The sequence below is a fragment of the Flagellimonas pacifica genome (assembly GCF_900215465.1).
GTDB lineage: Bacteria > Bacteroidota > Bacteroidia > Flavobacteriales > Flavobacteriaceae > Flagellimonas > Flagellimonas pacifica.
In genome coordinates this window covers 254,341-276,574 of the sequence record NZ_OBEH01000006.1, presented here as the reverse complement: position 1 = coordinate 276,574, position 22,234 = coordinate 254,341, and the positions used below count along the sequence as shown (strand labels likewise).

The 22,234-nt window shown below is 42.2% G+C and carries 24 protein-coding genes; 2 read left to right on the top strand and 22 right to left on the bottom strand.

Annotated elements, in window-relative coordinates:
- Window positions 1-25 precede the first annotated feature (25 nt).
- Together CRO15_RS17470 and CRO15_RS17465 are read left to right on the top strand one after the other, a co-directional pair.
- Entirely contained in the window at window positions 26-307 is a 282-nt protein-coding gene (locus CRO15_RS17470; RefSeq protein WP_097047136.1) for a helix-turn-helix domain-containing protein, read from the top strand.
- Window positions 304-1,917, top strand: a complete 1,614-nt coding sequence (locus CRO15_RS17465) for a hypothetical protein (RefSeq protein ID WP_097047135.1) — start codon at window positions 304-306, stop codon at window positions 1,915-1,917. Before CRO15_RS17470 ends, CRO15_RS17465 begins: the two co-directional genes overlap by 4 nt.
- 135 nt (window positions 1,918-2,052) lie before the next feature.
- On the opposite strand, the gene CRO15_RS17460 is transcribed toward CRO15_RS17465, so the two are convergent.
- From CRO15_RS17460 to CRO15_RS17360, 22 genes are all read right to left on the bottom strand, one after another.
- Window positions 2,053-3,609 carry a type IV secretory system conjugative DNA transfer family protein gene (locus CRO15_RS17460; protein ID WP_243397011.1) on the bottom strand — a complete coding sequence of 519 codons (1,557 nt, stop codon included), beginning with the start codon at window positions 3,607-3,609 and terminating at the stop codon, window positions 2,053-2,055.
- A 36-nt stretch (window positions 3,610-3,645) separates the two neighbouring features.
- Window positions 3,646-4,665 (bottom strand): MobB family relaxase, encoded by a 1,020-nt coding sequence (gene mobB, locus CRO15_RS17455; RefSeq protein ID WP_097047133.1) that lies wholly within the window; start codon window positions 4,663-4,665, stop codon window positions 3,646-3,648.
- Between the two features lie 2 nt (window positions 4,666-4,667).
- Complete coding sequence (locus CRO15_RS17450; protein ID WP_097047132.1) at window positions 4,668-5,255, bottom strand: BfmA/BtgA family mobilization protein; 588 nt, start codon at window positions 5,253-5,255, stop codon at window positions 4,668-4,670.
- A gap of 491 nt (window positions 5,256-5,746) precedes the next feature.
- Window positions 5,747-5,914 (bottom strand): hypothetical protein, encoded by a 168-nt coding sequence (locus CRO15_RS19805; protein WP_165769992.1) that lies wholly within the window; start codon window positions 5,912-5,914, stop codon window positions 5,747-5,749.
- A 57-nt stretch (window positions 5,915-5,971) separates the two neighbouring features.
- Window positions 5,972-6,421, bottom strand: a complete 450-nt coding sequence (locus CRO15_RS17445; protein WP_097047165.1) for a JAB domain-containing protein — start codon at window positions 6,419-6,421, stop codon at window positions 5,972-5,974.
- A gap of 68 nt (window positions 6,422-6,489) precedes the next feature.
- On the bottom strand, window positions 6,490-6,828 hold the full coding sequence (locus CRO15_RS17440; RefSeq protein WP_097047131.1) for a single-stranded DNA-binding protein: 339 nt from the start codon (window positions 6,826-6,828) through the stop codon (window positions 6,490-6,492).
- Between the two features lie 660 nt (window positions 6,829-7,488).
- Window positions 7,489-7,980 (bottom strand): hypothetical protein, encoded by a 492-nt coding sequence (locus CRO15_RS17435; protein WP_097047130.1) that lies wholly within the window; start codon window positions 7,978-7,980, stop codon window positions 7,489-7,491.
- Window positions 7,977-8,942 (bottom strand): phage tail protein, encoded by a 966-nt coding sequence (locus tag CRO15_RS17430; protein ID WP_097047129.1) that lies wholly within the window; start codon window positions 8,940-8,942, stop codon window positions 7,977-7,979. Before CRO15_RS17430 ends, CRO15_RS17435 begins: the two co-directional genes overlap by 4 nt.
- Window positions 8,926-9,450: a hypothetical protein gene (locus tag CRO15_RS17425; protein WP_097047128.1), complete on the bottom strand. Its 525-nt coding sequence runs from the start codon at window positions 9,448-9,450 to the stop codon at window positions 8,926-8,928. Before CRO15_RS17425 ends, CRO15_RS17430 begins: the two co-directional genes overlap by 17 nt.
- Entirely contained in the window at window positions 9,451-10,638 is a 1,188-nt protein-coding gene (locus CRO15_RS17420) for a PilN domain-containing protein (RefSeq protein ID WP_097047127.1), read from the bottom strand.
- Window positions 10,638-12,530: a type II secretion system protein GspD gene (locus CRO15_RS17415; protein WP_165769991.1), complete on the bottom strand. Its 1,893-nt coding sequence runs from the start codon at window positions 12,528-12,530 to the stop codon at window positions 10,638-10,640. The genes CRO15_RS17420 and CRO15_RS17415 overlap by 1 nt, the downstream gene beginning before the upstream one ends.
- A 1-nt stretch (window position 12,531) precedes the next feature.
- A complete protein-coding gene (locus CRO15_RS17410) occupies window positions 12,532-13,950 on the bottom strand; it encodes a GspE/PulE family protein (RefSeq protein WP_313788993.1) in 1,419 nt (472 codons plus the stop codon).
- Window positions 13,951-13,960: 10 nt separating this feature from the next.
- A complete protein-coding gene (locus CRO15_RS17405) occupies window positions 13,961-14,491 on the bottom strand; it encodes a hypothetical protein (protein WP_165769990.1) in 531 nt (176 codons plus the stop codon).
- The gene (locus CRO15_RS17400; protein ID WP_243397010.1) at window positions 14,443-14,886 is read right to left on the bottom strand and encodes a type II secretion system protein; all 444 of its coding nucleotides are present in this window, start codon (window positions 14,884-14,886) and stop codon (window positions 14,443-14,445) included. The genes CRO15_RS17405 and CRO15_RS17400 overlap by 49 nt, the downstream gene beginning before the upstream one ends.
- 4 nt (window positions 14,887-14,890) lie before the next feature.
- Complete coding sequence (locus tag CRO15_RS17395; RefSeq protein ID WP_097047124.1) at window positions 14,891-16,021, bottom strand: type II secretion system F family protein; 1,131 nt, start codon at window positions 16,019-16,021, stop codon at window positions 14,891-14,893.
- Entirely contained in the window at window positions 16,021-16,527 is a 507-nt protein-coding gene (locus CRO15_RS17390; protein WP_133067284.1) for a PilW family protein, read from the bottom strand. The genes CRO15_RS17395 and CRO15_RS17390 overlap by 1 nt, the downstream gene beginning before the upstream one ends.
- Window positions 16,490-16,834 (bottom strand): hypothetical protein, encoded by a 345-nt coding sequence (locus CRO15_RS17385; RefSeq protein ID WP_133067283.1) that lies wholly within the window; start codon window positions 16,832-16,834, stop codon window positions 16,490-16,492. The genes CRO15_RS17390 and CRO15_RS17385 overlap by 38 nt, the downstream gene beginning before the upstream one ends.
- Window positions 16,812-18,029, bottom strand: coding sequence for a hypothetical protein (locus CRO15_RS17380; RefSeq protein WP_133067282.1), 1,218 nt, complete (start codon window positions 18,027-18,029; stop codon window positions 16,812-16,814). The genes CRO15_RS17385 and CRO15_RS17380 overlap by 23 nt, the downstream gene beginning before the upstream one ends.
- The gene (locus CRO15_RS17375) at window positions 18,022-18,870 is read right to left on the bottom strand and encodes a toxin-antitoxin system YwqK family antitoxin (protein WP_097047120.1); all 849 of its coding nucleotides are present in this window, start codon (window positions 18,868-18,870) and stop codon (window positions 18,022-18,024) included. Before CRO15_RS17375 ends, CRO15_RS17380 begins: the two co-directional genes overlap by 8 nt.
- A 432-nt stretch (window positions 18,871-19,302) precedes the next feature.
- The gene (locus CRO15_RS17370; protein ID WP_097047119.1) at window positions 19,303-20,763 is read right to left on the bottom strand and encodes a hypothetical protein; all 1,461 of its coding nucleotides are present in this window, start codon (window positions 20,761-20,763) and stop codon (window positions 19,303-19,305) included.
- Window positions 20,764-21,020: 257 nt separating this feature from the next.
- Window positions 21,021-21,431, bottom strand: a complete 411-nt coding sequence (locus CRO15_RS17365) for a hypothetical protein (protein WP_097047118.1) — start codon at window positions 21,429-21,431, stop codon at window positions 21,021-21,023.
- A 350-nt stretch (window positions 21,432-21,781) separates the two neighbouring features.
- Window positions 21,782-22,186 (bottom strand): hypothetical protein, encoded by a 405-nt coding sequence (locus CRO15_RS17360; protein WP_097047117.1) that lies wholly within the window; start codon window positions 22,184-22,186, stop codon window positions 21,782-21,784.
- Window positions 22,187-22,234 lie beyond the last annotated feature (48 nt).

The following is a 22,234-nucleotide window of genomic DNA, read 5'->3' as shown; positions in this document are numbered from 1 at the left end:
AATTAAATCTTAACTATTTTCAAATGTGCCAAAAGATTATTCAAAAACTGAACTGGAACAGGAACTTGCTCATTGCCTTCAAAAATTGAGAGAAGAAAAGGGTATCTCTCAAGAGGCATTGGGTGTGCAAATAGGTAAGGGGCAATCTGATATTGCCAAATTGGAGAATGGCAGTAAAAGGGTTACAGTTTTGGATTTACTTCTTTGGATGACAGCTTTGGATATTTCTTACAAACGACTCGAAGAAATTATCTTACCTCTTTTTACAAAATTAAATAGTAAAAAAAGCCTCTGGGATAAAAAATGAATATCACTTTACAACTAAGAGAAACATTACGATTTTTTTTGCTTCCAATCTCTTTTGAAAAAGAAGCTGATTGTATTCAAGCATTGGAAAAAGTCCTTTCTGAAGCTTCAATCGAGAAAGAATCCTATCCTACTTTGCTGAAGAATAAACACAGTGACTGGAAAGAGACTGGAAAGCCAGATGCAGCGTTTCAACATATAATATCTACGATTCTCGAGACGGCCAATCCCAAATATGGACAATTGTTCTCGGACAATTATTTTTTGATTCACTCCAAACTTCAGGAAAATCCATTTATCTCATTTGAGCTAAGTTCAATCTTGCTTAGTCATTTAAGATTAATTGCGATTTTGGCCGAAAATGAAAAAATGTCTTCTGCTAAAATTTCAAATGTTTTAACTTCAATTGATACTCGTTTGAGTTTTATATCATGGAAGGAAATACAACAAATTTTAAGCAAGCTTGGGTTACGCCCGGAAATGGATTTGAATCATAGCAAAAAGCAATATCAAATCGATGAAGAGCTTGAAATCGAAAATTTTGCGGACGCAGATATTGGGGTTTCCTCTTTTTTGGTTTCCCAAGTGGCAAAAAATTTGAAGTTCCCCTATGATGCCGAAATTTTATTGAACAAATTTGCTGATGAAGAAATAGCTCATCTACCATATTTACAGATTTTACATTATCAATGCTTAATCTCAGAGTTTTATGACCATGTATTATCCGTTCCATACGAGTTCAGTCCGAGAGGCAATGTGGCTAATTGGTTGTTTGGCAAATGGGACAAATTGGTGTCTGCTGGAAACCCTGTCTTAAACAATGCTAAAGCGGTTGATGTACTTGATAAAAATTGGGCAAGAAGCAGAAAGACCAATGAATTTGAAAACGCAAGTGTTCTTGTTGAATTACTTCATGGCATGGATGGGATGGGATACTCTGCTTCTCAGGAATTGGCTTCCTGGCTTCGGCAATGGCTTATTCGATATATGAAGCTAAATAGTGTCGAAATACAACCTCTTCCGAATGATTATGACATAGATACAATTATTAAAATTATATCGAAAATTGCTTCGAACCCTACTTCTACCTATGGAATCCTAGAACAACGACTACTTGATGTGCTCGCCTCAATTAAACATTCAGGTTCGAATTGGAGACCGAGAGGTCTCAAGGATTCAGTAAACACCAATAATACTTCCAGAAAAAAACTGGGCGATATTGACTTTCAAGATAGTTCAGCCCATAAGATCATAGCATACGAAGCGCATGGCGGGAAATTGAACAAAATATATCTAGAAGGGCACATTAAAACCTTTGCTACATCTTTTAGAAGACGAAAAGAAGAATTGGAAGCAATTGCAGATATAGAGAATTGGGATATTACCGTTGTTTTTGTGGCTTTTGTATTTGCCTCTGATTTAACAGCGGAATTTGAAATAGATGGACTTACAATAAGTTTAGAATTCAAAACATTCAAAGAAATCCTATCAGACATTAGTACTGACATTGATTTGCTGAAATATCCGTTTAACAATTTGCTGATTGATGTAGTCAACAGTAGAAGAACACCTAATTTTGTTCGAGAAAAAATCAAGTCATTTTTGGGATGACCCTATTCCATAGGCATTATGCTCCTTCCCATCTCGAACCATGTATTAAAATCTGTCCATTACTCTTTTTTAAGCAAATTACTGAAAACGCTTTCCAATGCTGCCTGTTTGCTGCAAAAAGACCTACCATCCATCTCACTGAAAGATTGATTTGATCTCCCGATGCACCTTCAAATAATGTTGCTCCATATCCTTTTCCGAAACTTCAATTGGTTTGGGCAGTTTCCTTGAAATCCCTGGTTTTGGAAACCGAACCTTCCGATCCTTGCCATCCGCAAACACCACGAACTCTCCCTGTCGTAACCGAAAGAATACGTCAGCCCTTCGTTTGGAGACTTCCTTTTCACCTTCGGTTATCCGTCGTTCCAAGCTCAATCCCGAGCTCTTGCTCACAGACCGGGTGGGCATTTTTACCAGCTCAAAAAACCGTTCATAGTATTTGGCCGTATCGGGATCGTTCACTTTGCCAAAGAATTGATAGGACAGATTGGATAAAATCGCCTTACTGGCCTTCTCCCCGTACATCATATCGTTTTGGATCTTGTCCTGTAGCACATAGACACTAACAATGTCATAGCTACGCAAAGTGGCCGGTATCCGGTGCATGTTCAGCAGCCTAAGCGTCGAGGCCTCTTCCAGCAACATAAAAGAGGGTTTCCGGTGTCGTCGGGACATTTGTTTGGAAATGGTATGGATAATGGTGGCGATCACCGGGGACAATGAGGCATCCTTTTGCGGATTGTTCACCAAGGCAATCACTGCAGGGTTCTCGGGATTATTGATATCCAAGGGGATTTCATCTGCGGACAAAACCGTGAATATCTTCCGGGTACTAATCTTTTTGATGGCATTGGCCAGGGTGCTCAGCACCCCTGCTGTTTGCCGCTCCGACCCTGACCCACTGATAAAGGCATCGGCCATGGCCCGTGAGGTGATATTGCCCCGAAGGAACTTGACCAGGCTCTTGGTGCCCAACTGTTGGTAAAGGGCCATCATGTGGGGCAGGGTACAATAATCGGGGTAATCCGACTTCAACCGCCAGACCAATCCGCTGATCAATCCTTCCGCCGCATCCTTAAAAAAGCGAGAGGTGCTGTTCTCATCGGAATCCCGGTGCTCCAACAAATTTTCCAAAAGGACACGGGACACCTCGTGCACACTTTCCTCATCGGGCAGGTACCGGGGAGCTATGGGATTCACCCGGTTATAAATGGGCCCGAAGGATACGATATGGAAGGGCACTTTTGTATCCTCCCACAACGGACAGGCCATTTCCGTGATCTCAAAATCCTTGTAATCGTGGATGATCCCGGAAAACCCCTCCTTTTGAAAATGCCCCAAAAACCCATAGATCACACTTTCGGTCTTCCCGCTCCCCGCAGAGGCCATCACGGATACACCCCGACGGATGTTCCCCAGCACCAAGGGTCGGCCCCGGACCTTCAGTTTTACCTTAAAGACCCTGGATGTCCCTGATGATTCATTTGTATCCTCCATCAGACCATAGATGACCGTATGCAGGAAGAGCAGGGGCAGCCACAACTTCAATGAAGTTTGTAGAAACAATGCCATTTCCAAGACCATCAGTGTTCCCAATACCAATAGCACAAGTCCAAGGAATCCCCAAACAAAGCCATACTTCACATATCGAACGGTCCCATAGGAAATCCCTCCCCCGATCAAAAGAGACATCACCAGCTGTATCCATCCAAAACCTTCCATACGCCATTAAATTCCAATAGATCCCGATTCCATGGCCTTTCCGATACCTTTTCGTAATTGAATCAGGGCCTTATAGGCCAATTGTACCTTATTGACAGGGATGGTGGGCACCTTTATCCCAGCCTTGAACAGCAATTGCCGGGCGGCTTGTTTTTCATGGGTCGGAAGACCCAACAACAGGGTAAAGAAACGTTTGGGGTCCTTGTCCAAAAGGTTACGGGCATGGTAGGTCTCCACAAAGTTTCTACGGTATCCAAACTTACTGTCAAAGGCCCTTTCGGCTGCCCGATAGAAGCTGTCACGGTCAAACCCCTGTTTTTCCTTTTTTCCATTGAGGGTGGTCTCCGAACTTCGGAACTTGGATCCCGGGGAGAGGCTATGGGTATTGGTCACATCCTTGCGGCTGATGATGATATGGATATGGCTCTGGTGGCCATCCTTGGCCATGCCGGGCACGATCCGTTTTCCGTTTTGCTGGTGGGGCGCTCCCCTTTCCAGTGTCCATATCTTTTCTTCAAGTTCTTTGATATTCCCCTGCCTTTCCCCTCGCTCGACACTCCAAATCCGGTGTTTGAGTTCCAAGATCTGGCTGGCATAGGGCTGGTTCCCCCGCACTTCACGGTCACTTTCCGAAAAGCTGCGTTCCCGTTCCAACTTCGCGAAATACAGGATATCCTTTACGGTCACTTCCCTGTCCCGGTAAAAGGAAGCGGCATAGGCCTTCATGAGTTCACGGGTATATTGTTTCAATTTCTCGGGACTGTTGCCGATATGTTTGAGTTCCCTTTGGGACGGGCTAATGACCATGGAATAGAACTTGGGATCTCTTTTCCCAAGCTTAGAGGTATTGGTATCGATCTCGGCAATGACCCTTTCGGTTTCGATGTTGTTTTCCCCTTGGTTGAAATAGAACTCTTGCTCTTCGATGGATTTGCCTTCATTCTCCTTTTCAAGGTAGTTGACAAAGTCACTGACACTGCCCCTAAAATTGTCCCCTAATTGCTGTCGTGTTATGGCGATGTACATCCTTATAGATTTTTTAATTTCCTTCGATATTTTTCAATGGCCCCAAGGGGCAGATCCAACTTGAGGTGGTCCTTCCCAAAGCGGTTCCCCACCACGGACACATGGTCCAGGACATAAATAAAATCCTTTTTCAGTTCGTCCATTTGCTCTTGCAACCGGTCATACCGGATCTTGGGGACGGTAATTTCCGTGTCCAAAAGTTCGGGTTCTGTGGGTTGTTCGGTCTCGGTCAACTGTTGTTCGATAAAATCAAAGTCCCCGTCCCATTCATCCCCATCGTCGGATTCCAGTTCCTGTTCGAACAGGGCCTGTATCATACTGACCGTGGGCAGGGTCTGTTCCTTTTCAATACTGCGCATAATGGCGACCATGGCATTGAAACGGCGTTTGATCAAGAATTTTAAACTGGCAATGGTCTCGTGCATCCGACCGTCCGGGGAAATCCCGTTGTCCTCAAAAAACTCCACCATGGCCAACAGGGTCATGGAATGTGACTTCCCCTGTCGTTTGGAAAAGCCCTTGAATTTTTTGAGTACCGATATTTTGATGCTCACGGTCCGAAACTGTTCCCTTTCGTATCCCTTATCCATTTTTAGCTTAAAAATTCCTTGACTTTATTGGTCTCAGCGCATTTTTACGCTAAAAACGCCCAAGACCCCGTTTTTCATGATTCCCAAAACCCCTATAAACAAAGGCCTTGTAGGCCCATTATGATCGGTAGCGCTGCGCGAGCACGCTACCCTCTTGCTTCTCCTTTTCGCCCCGCAGGGCAAAAAGCATCGCACAACCTGGTCTGAAGACCAGTTGCACCGGTACTAAAAAACTTTTGCTTGTACGGACTTTGGGAAAGTCAAATCGGTCCGCCATGGCGGATTAAAATTAGGTGCCGTACAGTATGTTCTGATACTACTACATAAATGTAGCGATTGACCCATTAAGACAAAAACACATATTAAGCACATTTGGTCGGGTTTTGCATCAAATATTATGGGAATATCATTTTGGGAGATTCAAAACGTCAGCTGTTGTCCGAATGACCAAAAAAAAGACCCTCTTTTGAGGGCCTTTTTTACGACGATTCCTATTGGGGGTCTTTGGGCATTGTTTGCTCCTTGGCGTATTCAAATCGAAAGACCCATAGGTTGATGACCAACAAAAAGACCTTCTCTGCATTGCTTTCCTTTTCGGTCTGGTGTCCCTGACGTTTTCTGGCCGGGATTTCCAGCACTTTTCTTATACGTGTCTGCATGATTTCTGATTTCTGGTTTTCCAGTTTCCATTTATGGTTCCATCCAAAACGGACAGTTTATAAGATCCCATTGTCCGCAAAACTGTAATAGCGGCCATCGGGTGCCAGAATGATATGATCCAAGACTTTGACATCAAAGAGCTGCGCCCCTTGTTGGATCTTGCGGGTGAGCTGACGGTCTGCCTCGCTGGCCTTCATCTGCCCAGAGGGATGGTTATGGGCAAGTATGATCCCAACGGACAATGTTTTCAGCACAATGGCAAAGAGGATGCGCATATCCACCAAAGTAGCGGATATGCCCCCTATGGAAAGTGGATATATCCCTTTGATCTTGTTGGACTGGTTGAGCAACAAAATCTTAAAGCTTTCATGCACTCCTATGGTATTGCCGTCCCAGTTCTTGAAAAGCAGTTGGGCCACTTCTTGGGAATTGGAAAGGGAAAGTGATTGCAAGGTGCTGAGCTTCTCCCGGTAACTGATCTGTATTTCATTGACGCTATGTTCCATAATATCTGTTTTAAAAGATGAAAGAAAAAAGGAGGGCGCCCAAAGGTTTTGGGACACCCATCCCCACATCAGTCATTACTGCCCAACAATAAGATCTCATTGGCCACCACTTCGGTGACATAGCGTTTGTTGCCCTCTTTGTCCTCATAGGAACGGGAGGTGAGTTTCCCTTCCACGGCAATCTCCTTGCCCTTGGTAACGAACCCTTCGATGATATCCGCTAGCTTTCCCCAACCGACCACCGTGTGCCATTCGGTGTTGGTCATACGTTCCCCCTCTTTGTTCTTGTAGTGTTCATTGGTGGCCATGGTCAATCGTGCCACACGTTTCCCACCTTCCAGATCGGTGATCACTGGATCTTGTCCTACGTTCCCGATCAACTGTACTTTGTTTCTTAATGTACTCATGATAAAAAGATTTAAAAGATCTGTCTGCCGACAGACAGGTTACTATTTTCCCCTATATTTTTTTGTTTCAATGAACTCAAATTTTAAGGGGTGTTTGTTTGATTTCTTTCGTGCACAGCACAATGGATAAAGTGGGTTTTGTCAAGACTTTTAAAACAAAATCAGGAGTGTCTGCGACGTAGTAAAACCTGCCTGCTGGCCGGCAGGTTTTCAAGGAAGTGGAAACCTTATTTTTTTATAAAACTTGCTTGGTCTTGACAAGTTCCACAATGTGATTAGCAATTCCTTCACACCGTCACACAAGGGAGCATACGGAAAGTTAAGCGAGTGCAGGGGGTCTGTGCTGATTGGAATTGCTTATTACATACCTGTTTTTCGATACCCCGAAAAACAACAAAGGCTTTATCCATTATAAACCCCTTAAAATTGCCCGGCCAGATGATGGCACTGCAACATCCCAAGGCAAATCCCCAAGAAGGGTTTGCAAAGGGATGGTGAAGAACAGTGTCCGGAAGCTGGGCATCCTTTTTATCCTATAGAGAATTAGAAAATTTTTATTTGCCTTCTGGTTCAGCATACAAGGAAACCTGTATCCCCTTCAAGGAATATTGAAGAGGAAAACATCATAACAAGCTTTCCCTAAACCTATGGAACAACCTCTTATTTAAGGACAACTTTGGTTGCCCCGTTTCGTTTCAGCAAAACGGAATCCTTATAAATCTTTAACACTTGGATCTCCTCAATGGCTCTTTTTTCACGGACCCTGTGAAGTTTATTGTCAATTTTCAGGACGGCCAGCTTGCCGGTTTGGGAGTGTCCCTTTAAATACCCAAAATACTGCAGTTTTGGCCATGTGGCATTTGATGACCTCTTTGGTATTGGATTAGAAACCCTTTTAGGCGTCTTGGGCTGTAGTAATGGCCTCGGGGATTTCCTCTTGGTCACAACGTCCAAAAAGGGATCCCTTTCAAGGACATGAAGTTCAAAAGTATCTTTCTTGAGTTCAGGTAATGGGTCATTGAACGTAATTGGGCTTATCGCCACCACTTTTTCATCGTCCTTACCGAAAAAAAACAGGGTCTTTTTGGTGACAAAGCCCCAAATGACCAACATACCGGCCCATAATATGATATTTACCCCCTTTTTTTTCATTCCACGGTAATACTTCGTGTTCCACTGTATGGACTCTGGTTACCTGCCCCATCGGAAATAAGGACCCGCCAATAAAACTCCCCAGTGGTTGAAAATGTATGTTGTTGTGCCGTATCCCCTCCGTCAAGGGTATACGACTGTACTATCGATGTAAAATTCTCGTCCGTGGCGATTTCCAACAGACTGTTCAATGGGGATTGCACAGTTCCCGTATCCTGCCCCAAACTCCAACTGAAGTCCACGGTAGTCGACACTGTGTCATCATCGTTGGGTGCCGTGAGGGTCGGTGGATTGGGCACTGCGGTATCCAAAAATAACGTCCTGCTGGAAAATTGGGTCTCGCTGTTCTCATTGACCGCCTTGATGGACCACTTATAGGAGGCATCTTCATCCAAAATATTGGAGTCAAGTGTATAGTTTGTACTGGAAATCTCATCCTGTTGCAGGGCAACGGACGTATTGTTGCCCACTGTCTTTTCAACCTGTATGCTGTAGGAAGCGGCCGCTTCCAACCTCGACCAGCTTAGGATAATGGTATTGTTCTTTGTGTAAAAATCATTGGAAGGGGCACTTAAAAAAACATTTTGGGTCGACAGGTCACTGGTCGATTCAATGGAAAAACCCTCAGGAAAACTATAGCTGGAGGTATACGCAAAGTTTTCGCCCCTAACCCGCCAGTCATAGCTACCCGACTGCATTTGAACGGTAAGGGAATTACTGGAGACCAACGAATCCAAAACTATCTCCGATGTGGACTGTCGGGATACCTGCACCTTGTAATCGTCCGCTCCATCCAATGGGTTCCAGACAAAAGTGACCGCGTTCCCGGTAATGGCCTCATTGTCCTTAGGGGACACCACCATGATGACATCATCGGAGATGTTCTCTTCAAAAATATCATCACATGCCACAAACAACACTATCAACAACATTGACCAACCTATATCATATACTCTTTTCATAATTCTGGAATATTAAAAGAACCTTAAGTTTGTTTTTCCTTCTATTGTAATTTTTCTCCCTGATAAAGGATACGCCCACCAAAGAGGACACCTTGAAGTTTTTTTCGTAATCGTATACCACTTTTGCCAATGCCGAATAGCTACCCTCTAGCGTCAATCGGTTGGTAATGACATCAAATCCTTTTGTATTGGAAAAATGGGTCTCGCTGAGCTCATCGATTTCAATATCATCGTATTTTGTCGCAAAATCCAAAATGGACTGTTGGGCCATATCCGGCTGGATATCCTGTTTTCCAATCAAGTTGTCATACAGGTCCATTTGACGTTGCAGTTCCCTGGAATCATGATTGGAATTCTGCATAAACTCCAATTTTTCCCGGATCTCCCTCATCTGCCCATAGGCATTTTTGGTCACTTTGAACGACCTTTTGTTGGCCGCCAAGAACAAGACCAGCAACAATGCCACAAGGCCAAGGAACTTTTGTTTATAGGAGTACTTTTCAAACATTTATTCAATATCAATTTTTAATGAAAATGCATCCGTATTCCCATCTACTTTGTTCAGGTTCAAAATCTCAATCTTATTGGCCCATGAACTTGCCTTTAACTTTTTGACCCATTGGTTGAGATAAAAACCATTGGTGGTCCGTCCTTCGATCAATATCGTGTTGGGTGCAATGGAAATGGGCTCGTTGCCCTTTACCCTTTTGAGCAATGGATTCACCCTTAAGCTGCTCAACAGTATCCCATCGGGAACCGTTTTGGTCACCTCATTGCTATAGAAGGAAAGGAAATGTTTGTTCAATACCCCAGAGTTTTCCACTATAAACTGTTTGCCGGCAAGATCTTCCTCCATTTTTTTGATCTGGGAGTAGTTATCGTTAAAATGATAGAGCCTTTGTTCGTATTCCACATACTTGCCATTGTAGTGGTGCAACAACAGATAACTTCCCAATAGGGCCAAAAGAAATAGGGCAAGAGTCCCTACCGAGCAGTAATCAAACATTCTTTTTAGTTTTTGTTCCCTTAGATTGGACGATAACAGTTCATCCTCATAAGCGATCTTATCGGAAGGGTACAGTTGGTTCAGCAATGAAGACAACAAGACAATTTCATTGCCATCCAGCTGGTCGTTTCCCACGTTGTATTTAACAGGCTGCGATTCATGGCTACCACGGATATAATCCACAAGGTTTCCATTTTGAAACACCAATTCCCCGCTGTCCAAGCGCAAAACGTCTTCTTGGACCATGTTTTTTCCCAACCAGGCCGGAAAAGGCCCTATGCTATGGTCAATAGCCCTGTATTTGGCATTTTCAAACAAGTTGATATGCTGATCAATAATCTCCCTGCGGCAAATGGAGACAAAATTATGGACTTCTTGAAAGAGGTTATAACTATAAAAATCATCCGGGTTTCCATTGAAGAGCACTTCCTTTATATAATTGCCCTTTGCACTGACCTTTTTACTGATGACCCCTCTTCCAGAGAAATTAAGGATAATGGGGATGCTGGTCTTTACCTCTCTTTTGATTTCCTCAAAATCATCTGTTTTGAAAGATCTCAAAATCGAAAGGTCATCCTTTTCTTTTTCCAGCAGCAGTATCCTGTACCTGATGGGGTCTCCAAGTACAATACCAACGACCGCAAATACCCGATCGTTGAAAATATCGATATTTTTTAATCGCTCCAACATCAATAGACCACTGTAGGTTTAATAAAGACATGGAGCTTGGACTTGCTGTTGCTTTTCCTCCTGCTACTGAAGAACCATTTCAAAACGGGCACTTTGGACAATCCCGGTGTCCCGGTACCGGAATTCTCTTTGTCCAATTGGTCTAGGCCTCCCAACAAAATCATCTCCCCATTCAAGCAGCGTACCAATGACTCAAACTGTTGTGTGGCCTTTCCAGGGGGTGCATTCTCCCCCTGCCGTCCCAAAAAAGTACTGCGTTCCACCAAAATGTTCAAAGTTATCTGTTCATCCTTTGAGACAAAGGGTTTGATATTGACACTTAAGTTGGCATCCGTGGACTTCCACTGTCCCGACTGTAAGATATCATTGCCCAGACCACTGTTGATCAATCGATTGTTCTGCTCAAAATAATAACTGGTCTCCCCGATGGAGAGTTTGGCATCGTGACCGTTCAAGGTGGATATCTTGGGTGTGGATTTAAGATTGATGACCGAATTGTTCTCCAACGCCCTAAGGTTCAAATAAAAATTCTCTGTCACCTTCCCAAGGTTGAAAATACCAAAACCGTTGAACGCATCTATAAGTGAATTTACGGATGTACTGTTCATGTTCACATCTGTTGTTGGGAAGAGCGCACCCGATGTGGTTCGACGTTCATTGTCCAGTCCGGCCTGTAGCCCTGTCTGCACCTCACTTGATTTTTGGTACTGCACAATCAATACCTCAATCAAGATCATGGGCACCACCACATCAATTTCCTTGATATATTCCTTGATCTCCAATATACGGGGCCTTGATCCCGAAATCACAAATCCGTTCAGTTCAAAAAATTCCTTGATCTCCACATTCTCCAAAAGATCTTTCGGCAGGGTCTCCAAAACGGTCTCGATGGTCCTGTTTTCCAATTGGATCAATTCCGTACTCCTAAGACCTTCCACATTTTGATCCCCGATTAGATAAAAATCCCCGGTCTTTTTATAGGTAAAGTTTTTTCCCTTGAACACATGGTCCAACAGGTCATCAAAGGTCATCATTTCCGAGACCAAGGTGGTTGTCAGCCCATCGGGTCTGTTGTACATAAAGTAATTGACATGGAGTTGGTCGGCCACTTCCGTAATCAACGCCGTAATATCGGCATCGAAGGCCTTGATGCTGATAAAGCCGTTTTCCTCGACCCTTATTTCAGCTGAGGATTCCAGACTGGCCAGACTCTTCAGGCCTTTTCCCTTGCCAGTTCGATTAGCGTCCTGTTCCGTTGGGGCAGCATCCTTTTCCAGATAGTAGAACCCATTTTCGTCTATCGTCAAGATCATTTGGTTGGATTTGGCCATCATTTCAACTACCTGGTCAAAAGGACGGTTCAGGATATAGGCCGACACCTTTTTATCCTTAAGGGTTGGTCCTATCACCAAATTTTTACCGGAGATGTCCGTAATTCTTTTGGCCACACCTTCCAAAGGTTCGTTGGATAGCTTGATGGACAGGAAATTGTTCTTATCGTTATAATTTGCCTCTATTTCCTTGGGCTTGGGCATCTCTTTAACCTGACGCTCTATTTCCTTTCTTGAAAAAACAATGATATCGTTGACAATACTTATCTCCAGATCAAACTTGTTCACAATGAACAGAAAGACATCTTTTACGGGAATCTCAAAGAAACTGCTCTCGATAACACTGGTAAGGTCGGAGTCTACGCTCAGATTGATCTTGTGTTCCATGGCCACAGAGTTCAAAAACTCATAAATGGTCAATCCCGAGATATCTATAGTAATGGTTTCATTCAGTTCTTCATGATCAGCAGCATGATCTGTGAGCATTTTTTCAGCATCTGATTGTGAAAACCCGCTCAAGGCAATCAAGAAAAAGAAGATGTACGTTATATAGTCCTTCATACTATGCATTGATTAATAGGGAATATATCTCCTCTATGGAGGTCGTGCCATTGGCCAATAGGTCAAATGCCTTGTCGGCCAAGCTCTGATAGTTATAGTTGATATTGTCCTTTATGTTCTGTGGATGTTCCTTGATCACCGATACGATCTCATGGGTCATGGGAATCAGCTCATAGATTGCTATCCTGCCCTTATAGCCCGTATAGTAACAATCGGGGCATCCCTTTGGCCTGTAATACCCATCCAAGTCCTGAGGCATTCGGTACCCCATCGGAAAATCCTGTCGGTCAAAAGGGGTTTCTTCCTTACAGGAACCGCAAAGTTTGCGCAACAGTCTTTGGGCAACGGACGCATTGAGTGTTTCGGCTATATAAAAGGCTGGGATACCCATATCCACCAATCTGGAGATCGTGCCAATGGCCGAATTGGTATGGATGGTGGACAGTACCAAATGTCCCGTCAATGAAGCCCTGATGGCCATTTTGGCCGTCTCAGCATCCCGGATCTCACCCAACATGATAATATCGGGGTCCTGTCTTAAAAACGATCGCAACGCGCTGGTAAAGGTCAAGCCAATATCCTCTTTCAATTGTACTTGGTTGATTCCCTTTAAGGTATATTCAATGGGATCTTCAACCGTTACGATGTTCCGTTTGTTGTCGTTCAACAATTTCAGGGTGGCGTACAGGGTCGTGGTCTTTCCCGAACCTGTGGGACCACTGATCAGCACTATCCCATTCGATTGTTTGATGGCTTCCCCATACATCTGATATTGCTCCTCTTCGAAACCCACATCTTCAAGACGCAAGTGGGAGGTGTCCCGGCCCAACAACCGCATGACCGTTTTTTCCCCGTGCAATGTGGGCAATATGGACACTCGGATATCAAAATCCTCAAAATTGATACGGCCATCTTGGGGCAATCGTTTTTCAGTGATATCCAGATTGGCCTCAATCTTTATTTTATTGATCAGCTCCAAATAGGTGTCACTTGGAATTTTGTATTTCTCAATGAGCAAACCATCTATGCGGAACCGTATCCGGGCTTCATCCTCATACACCTCAAAATGGATGTCACTACTGCCAATGGCCTTGGCTTCCATGATCAGGTTCTCAAGAAACCCTTTGTCCGCCGAAATTATGGGACCATCATTGTTTCCCTTCCTAAATTCTTCTTTTCTGTAATATTCATAGAGTGCTTTAATCAATACTGCTTTGGGCACCTCGCAGAATACTATCTTTTTGCCCAAATATAGTTCCAACTCCTCTGAGATGGCTTCGGTGGCATTTTCCGTTTCCACAAACAGCTCCAGTATATTCCCTGAATCATTTTTTGGCACAACACGATAATGGTGGGCCAGATCGGCATTGATGACCTGCCTGAGTTCCACTGATAGTTCTATGTTGTCCAAATATTCCACAATCAACTGTTTACAATAAAAGATCAATATCCGTTACACCATCCACGAGCATTGTTCCCATTAAGAACAGGGCAAGGAACCCTGCCAAGGGAATGGTCCTATATTTAGGGTATATGGCCTTCATCACCACAAAAAGCAATAGGGAGAAGATCATGCCCATGACAAAAAACTGGAGGTACCCCCTAAAGGAAAAAAATGGGATCAAAGCGATAAGGAACAGTACATCGCCCCAACCGATCAACGTATCAATGGGATTGGTATAGCTCCTTTTTTTGACCGAAAAATAAAGGGTGACCACTAAAAAATTGAGCCCCAAAAAAAGTAATGACCAAAGCCATTCCATATAGGCATAATCCACAAAAAACCAATTCATGACCATACCCAGACCGAATAGGGCCACAGGCAGCAGTATATGGATCAAACGCATTTTCATATCCTGATAAACGATCAGGATCAACACAATTACAAGTATGGTCTTAAGCATTAAATCCATCAGTCCTTTACAGTTTCGATCAACAATTTGTTTTGGTCCACTTCCCATGTATTGAAGTTTCCATCCCCATCAAAATCGGAGAGGGACACGGCCCGGGCCTTAAAGGAATTTATGGAGGCTTCCACAATCTCGATCTTGTAGATAGCCTGTCCACCTTCGCTTATCGTTGGGGCAGGCTCGAACCCCAAAGCCTGAAAATCACTTGAATACTTGGAAAACCTATAAAAATGGCTCTTTTGCAATCCGTAAAGGTGATTCAGCATACTCTGGGCCTCAATGGCCTTGGCCTGGGCGATCACGGAGGTCTGGTTGGGCAGGACCAATAGGATCAATATGCCAATGATGCACAGGACCACCAATAACTCTGACATGGAATAGGCCTTGGCCCACATTTTTCCCAAGGGCCTTTTCCTGAAACCATTATTTATTTTTCTTGTTATCATACTGTTAGTTTTGTAAAATTTTACTCAAATCGAACATGGGGGAATACATGGCTATCAAAACGACCCCGACAATGGAACCTATGACCACTATGATCAAGGGTTCAATGATCACCCCGATCATTTTGGTCTGGTGCTGTGTCTCCTCATCGTACTGCTTGGCCAAGCGTTCAAACATTTCATCCAAGGTATTTACCTGTTCTGCTACACTGACCATGGAGATCAGCTTAAAATCATAGATGGAATGCTTTGCCAATGCAGTGGATAGCAAGGTTCCCTTGGAAACATCGGATTTTACCTTTTCCAGACTGGCCTCAAAGGGATAAAAACTGATCATTTTTTGCACTAGGTCCAATGAGGTGATCAAGGGAGTCTTGGCACTCAACAACAAACTCAATGATTGGCAAAAACGGGTGACATATAGTTTTTGGACCAAATTGCCCAGAAATGGAATCTTGAGCAGCGTTTTTGAACGCATCGACCGATATGTCATATTTTTTCGATAGACATAGTGCAGTGCCACAAAAAATGTAATGGTGCCAAAAAACACTGATGTGATCAAAGTGAAATTCTCTGAAAGCAATATCACTTTCTTGGTCAATGCCGGCAGTTCCTTTCCAAATTGCCTGAAAACAGAAGAAAACATGGGCACCACATACTGCAACATGAAATACAGTACCCCAAGGGTCAAGAGCATGACAAAGGAAGGGTAGGTAAATACCGATACCATCTGGCGGGTGGTTTTCACCTTTCGGTCAAAAAACTGGCTCAGCTCTTGGAGCACCTTGCCCAATTTCCGGGTCTCCTCCCCTATCTTTATGCTATAGTATTCATAGGCCGAAAACTCCCCGGATTCCTTAAAGGCCTCATACAGTGACTTGCCGCGTACCACCTGTTTGGTGATATCGGCAATAAACTGCTGGTGGACTTTCTTCTTTTGTTGGTTCTTCAATATATCCAAGGCCTGCCTAAAATCCACCCCGGAGTTCAACAGAGTGGCAAATTCCTTATAGAACTCAACCTTGTTCTTGTTTGAAAACCCTTTTTTGAGCTCTATTTTAAGAAAATCGGAACCCGCCTTCTTTTTCTGAAGGGTTTTTGGTCTGTTGGACTGGTATGTGGATATATTAATGCCCATTATTTGGTATACATCGAATTGATCCGATCCGCTATCGGTATTTCCTTTGCTTCATAAATGGTGATGGGCTCCCCGTCCATTTTGGTGGTCAATGCAATGCCCATATAACTTTCATTGGCTTTCAGTTCAAAACCAGAGATGCCAAGGTCAAATGTATCTTGTAAGGTACCTTCCCTATTTCTGATCACTTTATTCTCTAGGAACAGATAACCATGCTCCCCTTCCCTGAACCTTATGGTCAATCTGTTTTCCGTTTCCTTTTCAATGGCCAATCCCAAAAACAGATCGGAGGCCAATACTTGCTTAAACTGGTTAAAGGACACCAATTCCTCCTGATGGCTACCATAGGTATACAATTGCTTGTTGAGCTGAACATAAATGGCGTATACCATCCCTATGATCAGCGAACTGATGACCATGGCCACCAAAAGCTCTTGGATGGTAAATGCCTTGATATGTGCCTTTCGGTTATGGAGCAACCACATACACATAGTTTTTTTTACCATTGGGCAGATTTGCAATAAAGGTCACTTTATATATATTGGCCAATCCCTTATGCTGCTCCACTTTTTTGTTGATGGTAAACCCAAGGAATGTATAGTCCTCATCTTCCAACTGCATTTCATATTGTGTTGCCCAGAGCAGTTCCTTTACTTTTTGTTCAGCTTTATAATAGGGTAGCCCCCTATCCCTCTTCAAAACGCTTACATAGACCACAAGGGCAATGGACAGGCATACCGCCACAATCACCATGGCGATAATGGACTCCGTCAGCGAGCTTGCCTTTACTTTATAGCGTTTTGATGATGCCATAGGTTCCATTATCGTTATCGTTTACAATACTTCCCAGAAAAATATCGGACAGGGCCTTGCTGTCAATGACCCCTTCCGCTATATAGTTTTCATAGGACGATGCTTTTGTCCTTAGGTAAAAGTTGTCCGTGTACAATGTCCCCAGAATTTCTCCCTTTAAGTCCGTACTTCCCTCACAGTACACCTCGCCGACAACTTGGGCATTCCTATCAATATGGATGACGTTGAACCCTTTATTGTTCCCCAATACACCCGTCATGACCACTTTTCCCAATATTTTAGAGCTTTCAGCGAGGTTCACTTTGGTTTCCTCAAGTGCTTTGCCTTTTAAGTAAATAGTGGATGGGTATTTTAAGGTGACGTTTTCCCCAAGAACCACTTTCTGCGAAGCAATGACCTGTACCGTGCCCTCAAAACCTTTTTCAAAAGCAACTATGGGAGCATCGATCAAAATATCCTCAAAGCGGTTGTCCTTCTTGATGAAGATGGAATCTTGGGCACGCAATACAATTTTTCCCATCAATTCCCGATCCATAACCTGATTTTCCGGCACTTGTATATGCAGCGGTTTTTCCTCGAATGCCCTAGATATAGGTTTCCCTTTTTCAAATTCGTTCAGAAAATGTACCGTATCATTGCGTTGCTCGGGCAGATAAAATGCTACTTTAAGTTCGGGCAGTTTGTTCTTTGAACGGTATTTTGTGCCTTCCAAAAAAGTAAAGGCACTGAATGATTGCGTGGTAATATATCCCCTTTTGATTCCCTTTTTTGGCAAATGGGCATCCCCAACAATCTTGGCCTTGCCCACCATTTGCAACGGCTTGTCATTGTCCACCAAGTACAGTGCTGGCCTCGATTCCAATTTCCGACCTACTAGGACACTTCTGGAAACGGTATCCTTTTTAAAGACCGATTGTACATGTAGTACAGGGTAAAGGCCCCATTGGGAAACGGTCCCATGGGAAACTATCCCGTTTTCAAAAAGATCTGTGCTTTCCGAACCATTTTTAAGGCTTTCCACCTTGGCCAAATAATAATTGATGGCCGATCGGTTGTTCTCCAAAAGCTCGGTATGGGTCTCCATGTTCAGGGCGAAGAGATTGGAAAAATGGCTCATCAGTAATAGGGCAGAACAGCAGATGCCCACCAACACGCAGACCATAATGGCATAATATAGGGAACTGGCCTTAAGCATTGGTCTTTTTTGGTTTTTTATCCTTTTTCCCGAACAGACGTTTAAAGAATCCATCTTTCCCTACATCGGCCTTCCCATCAGGTTTTTTGGACTCGCTATACTTTTTCTTTTTGGGTTTTGTGCTGGGTTTTTTCTCCTTTTTAGCAAAAAGCTTTTTAAAAAATCCTTGTTTTTTGGATGTTTCAGGGCTCCTTATGCTTTCTTCACCAGTATCTTTTTTCTTTTTAAATAAGCGCTTAAGGAAAGGGGGCTTTTTATTGAGAGAATCGTTGACTATGGAGTCCGTTGGAATCAAATTTCCCTTTTTAAAATAAAGGGTGTCCCCTTCCATGGGATAGATCCACTTTCCATTTTTAAAACCCTTCTTATATGTACCGGTCTCCAAGGTGTTGCCCAAACTGTCCCTTTTCACATACCTTCCACAAATCCTGCCGCTCTTCCATAGGGAGCGTGTGGACAACCTTCCATTTTGGTGCCATGTGTTCCAAACAGAAACTTTAAGCCCGTTTTTAAACATACCCTTTTCGGCTAGTTGGTTGTCCGGATAATACTTGAGGTATTCCCCATCCAACAGTTCTCCGGCATAGTTGTTCTGTGAGGTGTGCACCTTTCGGGATTTGTACCAGTGGTATATGCGTTTGCCCTTGGGTTCCGGGATCTTATCTGTCACATAAACAATTTCCCTACCCCCCTTGTCATTAATGACCTTTCGATGTACAGACAATTCAAATGTCTGCCCTAAAAGATTATTCGCGGATAGCACAAACAACATCAAAAGAAGAAAGGGGACATACCCCTTGTTGAATACCAAATGACTATTTTTTTTTGGTTGCCTTTTCATTATTGGTCTATAGCTTGACTTTATTTATGGAAATGACATTTCCTGTATTGAACGGACTCTTGGACCATGCTTCAAACTTCCAGTCTGGTGTTGTTCAGAAGTCTGGAAGAATCAACAGTTTGGTGCCCTATCCATTTGTTTTATGCTTGATTGGATTAATTGGTAAATGATTCCCCTGTTTTCATATAAGAATCATCTCAAATTTGTTCGAAAAGGATTGTGATAACAAGTCACATTCGATGAAGTGCAAAAAGTGCATCATGAAACACTCTGGAATTCGGTAACAGGATCTATTTCTTCGCTGTATTACCCTATAAGGACTTTATGAAAGACCTAGACTACGGCATTGGTAGTGATGGAAAAACCATCATGTTGTAAGAAAATTGCGTGTTGCACGTTTCTAATGGTCAGCGTGCAGAAAAGGCATGTAAACTATAGTTTAAACCGTGAGAAGGTAATTTTGTTTCCTTTTTTAGAACTCATGACAGTGTTCAATCCCTGATCCATGAATACGCCTTTAATCAAAAATTCCCCATCATTGTTTAATCCATTCAGATGTTCTTTGAAAGCGGAACTGTATAGGGCTGCATATATGATACTACGGTCCAACTTAAGGTTTTTATACCCTGTAATCTTCTCGTACTCGGAATCCAGACCACTGAACTTGCTTTTCACATCATAAAAACCAGAATTGGAATAAAACCCGTATTTGTCATATTTCTCTTGAGCGATCATCTCACTTGTATTTTTATCCACGATATAAAAATCACAGTAACTCTTCCCTTTTGTGGAATTTACAGAGACACCTATGAATTGTGGGTAAATATCGAATGAAAGATATCTGTTAAAACTATTAAGATACCGTAATTGTGTATCACTCAACTGGTGTTGTCGTTGCCATAATAAACTGCCACTGGTATCATATTTATAGATTAAAATACTGGAATCTCCTTTTTTGGGTTTTATCCCAGCGTAAACATAGATTGCTTTTTCATAAGGATCGTATTTAATATTACAATGAGCGTTGACCGTTGCGAAACCATATTGATCTAAATCCGTATTGCCCACAGTATTACCTAGTCCGTAGTATTTTGTTACTGTTACAGTGGCAAAACTGCCATTTTCCAAATTTGCATAAGCAAAAGATTCATTGTTCGAATCCAAAATATCCAAGGATACATCTACATAACCCAATAGATTGCCTTCATAGTCATATGTAGCAACACGATATGTTTTATTGGTCTTGTTCCCTTCCAAGTAAAAGGAAACCAAAAAATGCTCATTGTCATGGTATAGCACTTTCGTAGAGCCTCCATTGAAATAACAACCTTCCGGAACTTCAATTTTGAATACGGTCGTCTTTTTATCAGCCATACTTGTACGCAGCATATAGTGGCTCTCTGAGTAGACATCTTCGGAATTTATCCAGGCACCATTACTGAACAATTTTATCTTTTTGTCTATTATTTCCTTTCCTATTGCCACATGATACCCTTTTGACAATACTTCTAGGCTTATCAAAAAGTCCTTATCGGTCAAGTTGTTCATATCCAATTCCGTATCGGATGCCAAACTCCATTCGTTGATTTTTCTTTGATAGGTAAAGTAATTTCCAATACTGGATATTGCCCCTATTTCAAAACCATCTATTTTCTTGTCCGCTGTAATGGTTTGGAACAAATTAAAGTTGGAGTCGAAGGCCCGATATCTAGTTTTATAATCCTTATCCTTAGCAAACTCCATAATATAAAAATTACCCGATGGAGTAAATTCGGCCAACTTTACGGCATAGTCAGGCTCTATATTGACTTCTATTACTTTTTCTTGCGAAAAAATAGGCGCTTGGAGTATCAAAAAACAAGCAACGGAAAATACAATTCCTTGAAATTTCATTATATGCAGGTTAGGTTATTGTAGCAGTGGAATGAAATAAAAGTTCACATTTCAAACATATGCCGATTGTATTGAACCACGAAATACTTGTTGTGTATATGCGGTTCTTGTATATAAATACTGCATGAGAAGAAAGGATACAAAAACTCGTGAGGTGGACTTCCAACAAAAACTTGCGAAATAAAAAACCACGACATTACTGTCGTGGCTTTCTCTTATGTTGTTTGACTCAGCAACGACTACATCAGCACTGATGGTCACATATTAATGGAAGCATTAATCCTTTTAAAATGCATTTTGCCATTATCCGATTGTAATTTCATTACGACACTACCCTTGTCATCAGATAAATTTACTTTGAATGTACCGTTTAAATTCTTTAAGCCTGATTTGAATTTTATTGAATCTAAATTCGTGTTTAATTCAAAATCTGCCTTGATAACCTCTTTATTTTCATCATCAAGGAAAACTATCAGTTGCCCATTTTTTGTAAACGTCGCCAATTTAGAAAAATAGACTACCTCATTGTCATAATAACCGACAAAATCCTCTCCATTAACGTACATATATCTAACATTCCAATCCCCATATATCGGATGTTTTTCAGATTTATCAGCACAAGATGCAACTATAAGCAAAAAAAGCAATAGCGTCAATTTTTTCAACATAATTTAATTGTTGATTTTCGTAAATATTATGGGCGTAAAATCCTGGTCCTTATCATTTTCTAAAGCCTTTAATAGTTGGTCTGGATTAGTTTTAAAGCCAGACTGTTTAAATACATTAGCCTTTCCAAAATTTTGAACTTGACAAAAAAAAGGTGCAACGCATACAGGAAGTTACCTAAATGACCCCAAAGGACAAAGAGCACGTCTTTGCCATGCTCGATACTTTTATAAAACAGACCAAACTGCAGAATGTGCTGCACTAAAAAACAAGGACCAAACGGTAGTGGTCTCCCTAAATTCTATAATTGTTGCCCCATACTCGTAAAGGCCACGAGTTTGGAAGCCACTGGTCAAAATTCTCCAAACCCCTTCTTGTAGGCTTTAATGCTAACTTTCTCCGAAACAAGATTTAATTGCTTGATTCCACTACCCTTATCAACCCAATTAACATTATACAAGCCGTTAAAGACTTCGTTTTTTGAGTATATTTCAATTTTAAACGTTCCATTATGGTTTATTAACTCAAATCTTGAACGCTCCCCTTCTTGACCATAACTTTTAGGTATGTATATATCGCCTTGATTAGGAAAATTAAAACTGATGACATTATAACGGAGAGAGTCCATATGATCCTCATCTAGGTAGTAAAACTCTTCAATACTCCAACTATCTGAAATCCTATCATTTAATCTTTCTTTATTTGATTTACATGATATAAAAAATATAACAATCAATAAAAGAAGTATTCTGTTCATAAACTTTCGGTATTACATTAATTTGGCAAACTTATTTATTAGGTTTCT

Coding starts and splice junctions, on each gene's coding strand:
- mobB (WP_097047133.1), bottom strand. CDS start 4,665: ATGTACATCGCCATAACACGACAGCAATTAGGGGACAATTTTAGGGGC.
- CRO15_RS17440 (WP_097047131.1), bottom strand. CDS start 6,828: ATGAGTACATTAAGAAACAAAGTACAGTTGATCGGGAACGTAGGACAA.
- CRO15_RS17375 (WP_097047120.1), bottom strand. CDS start 18,870: ATGAAAAGGCAACCAAAAAAAAATAGTCATTTGGTATTCAACAAGGGG.
- CRO15_RS17435 (WP_097047130.1), bottom strand. CDS start 7,980: ATGAAAAAAAAGGGGGTAAATATCATATTATGGGCCGGTATGTTGGTC.
- CRO15_RS17360 (WP_097047117.1), bottom strand. CDS start 22,186: ATGAACAGAATACTTCTTTTATTGATTGTTATATTTTTTATATCATGT.
- CRO15_RS17395 (WP_097047124.1), bottom strand. CDS start 16,021: ATGGGCATTAATATATCCACATACCAGTCCAACAGACCAAAAACCCTT.
- CRO15_RS17430 (WP_097047129.1), bottom strand. CDS start 8,942: ATGAAAAGAGTATATGATATAGGTTGGTCAATGTTGTTGATAGTGTTG.
- CRO15_RS19805 (WP_165769992.1), bottom strand. CDS start 5,914: ATGCAGACACGTATAAGAAAAGTGCTGGAAATCCCGGCCAGAAAACGT.
- CRO15_RS17390 (WP_133067284.1), bottom strand. CDS start 16,527: ATGGTAAAAAAAACTATGTGTATGTGGTTGCTCCATAACCGAAAGGCA.
- CRO15_RS17400 (WP_243397010.1), bottom strand. CDS start 14,886: ATGATAACAAGAAAAATAAATAATGGTTTCAGGAAAAGGCCCTTGGGA.
- CRO15_RS17370 (WP_097047119.1), bottom strand. CDS start 20,763: ATGAAATTTCAAGGAATTGTATTTTCCGTTGCTTGTTTTTTGATACTC.
- CRO15_RS17445 (WP_097047165.1), bottom strand. CDS start 6,421: ATGGAACATAGCGTCAATGAAATACAGATCAGTTACCGGGAGAAGCTC.
- CRO15_RS17420 (WP_097047127.1), bottom strand. CDS start 10,638: ATGTTGGAGCGATTAAAAAATATCGATATTTTCAACGATCGGGTATTT.
- CRO15_RS17465 (WP_097047135.1), top strand. CDS start 304: ATGAATATCACTTTACAACTAAGAGAAACATTACGATTTTTTTTGCTT.
- CRO15_RS17415 (WP_165769991.1), bottom strand. CDS start 12,530: ATGAAGGACTATATAACGTACATCTTCTTTTTCTTGATTGCCTTGAGC.
- CRO15_RS17460 (WP_243397011.1), bottom strand. CDS start 3,609: ATGTCTCTTTTGATCGGGGGAGGGATTTCCTATGGGACCGTTCGATAT.
- CRO15_RS17405 (WP_165769990.1), bottom strand. CDS start 14,491: ATGGGAAGTGGACCAAAACAAATTGTTGATCGAAACTGTAAAGGACTG.
- CRO15_RS17365 (WP_097047118.1), bottom strand. CDS start 21,431: ATGTTGAAAAAATTGACGCTATTGCTTTTTTTGCTTATAGTTGCATCT.
- CRO15_RS17450 (WP_097047132.1), bottom strand. CDS start 5,255: ATGGATAAGGGATACGAAAGGGAACAGTTTCGGACCGTGAGCATCAAA.
- CRO15_RS17385 (WP_133067283.1), bottom strand. CDS start 16,834: ATGGCATCATCAAAACGCTATAAAGTAAAGGCAAGCTCGCTGACGGAG.
- CRO15_RS17425 (WP_097047128.1), bottom strand. CDS start 9,450: ATGTTTGAAAAGTACTCCTATAAACAAAAGTTCCTTGGCCTTGTGGCA.
- CRO15_RS17380 (WP_133067282.1), bottom strand. CDS start 18,029: ATGCTTAAGGCCAGTTCCCTATATTATGCCATTATGGTCTGCGTGTTG.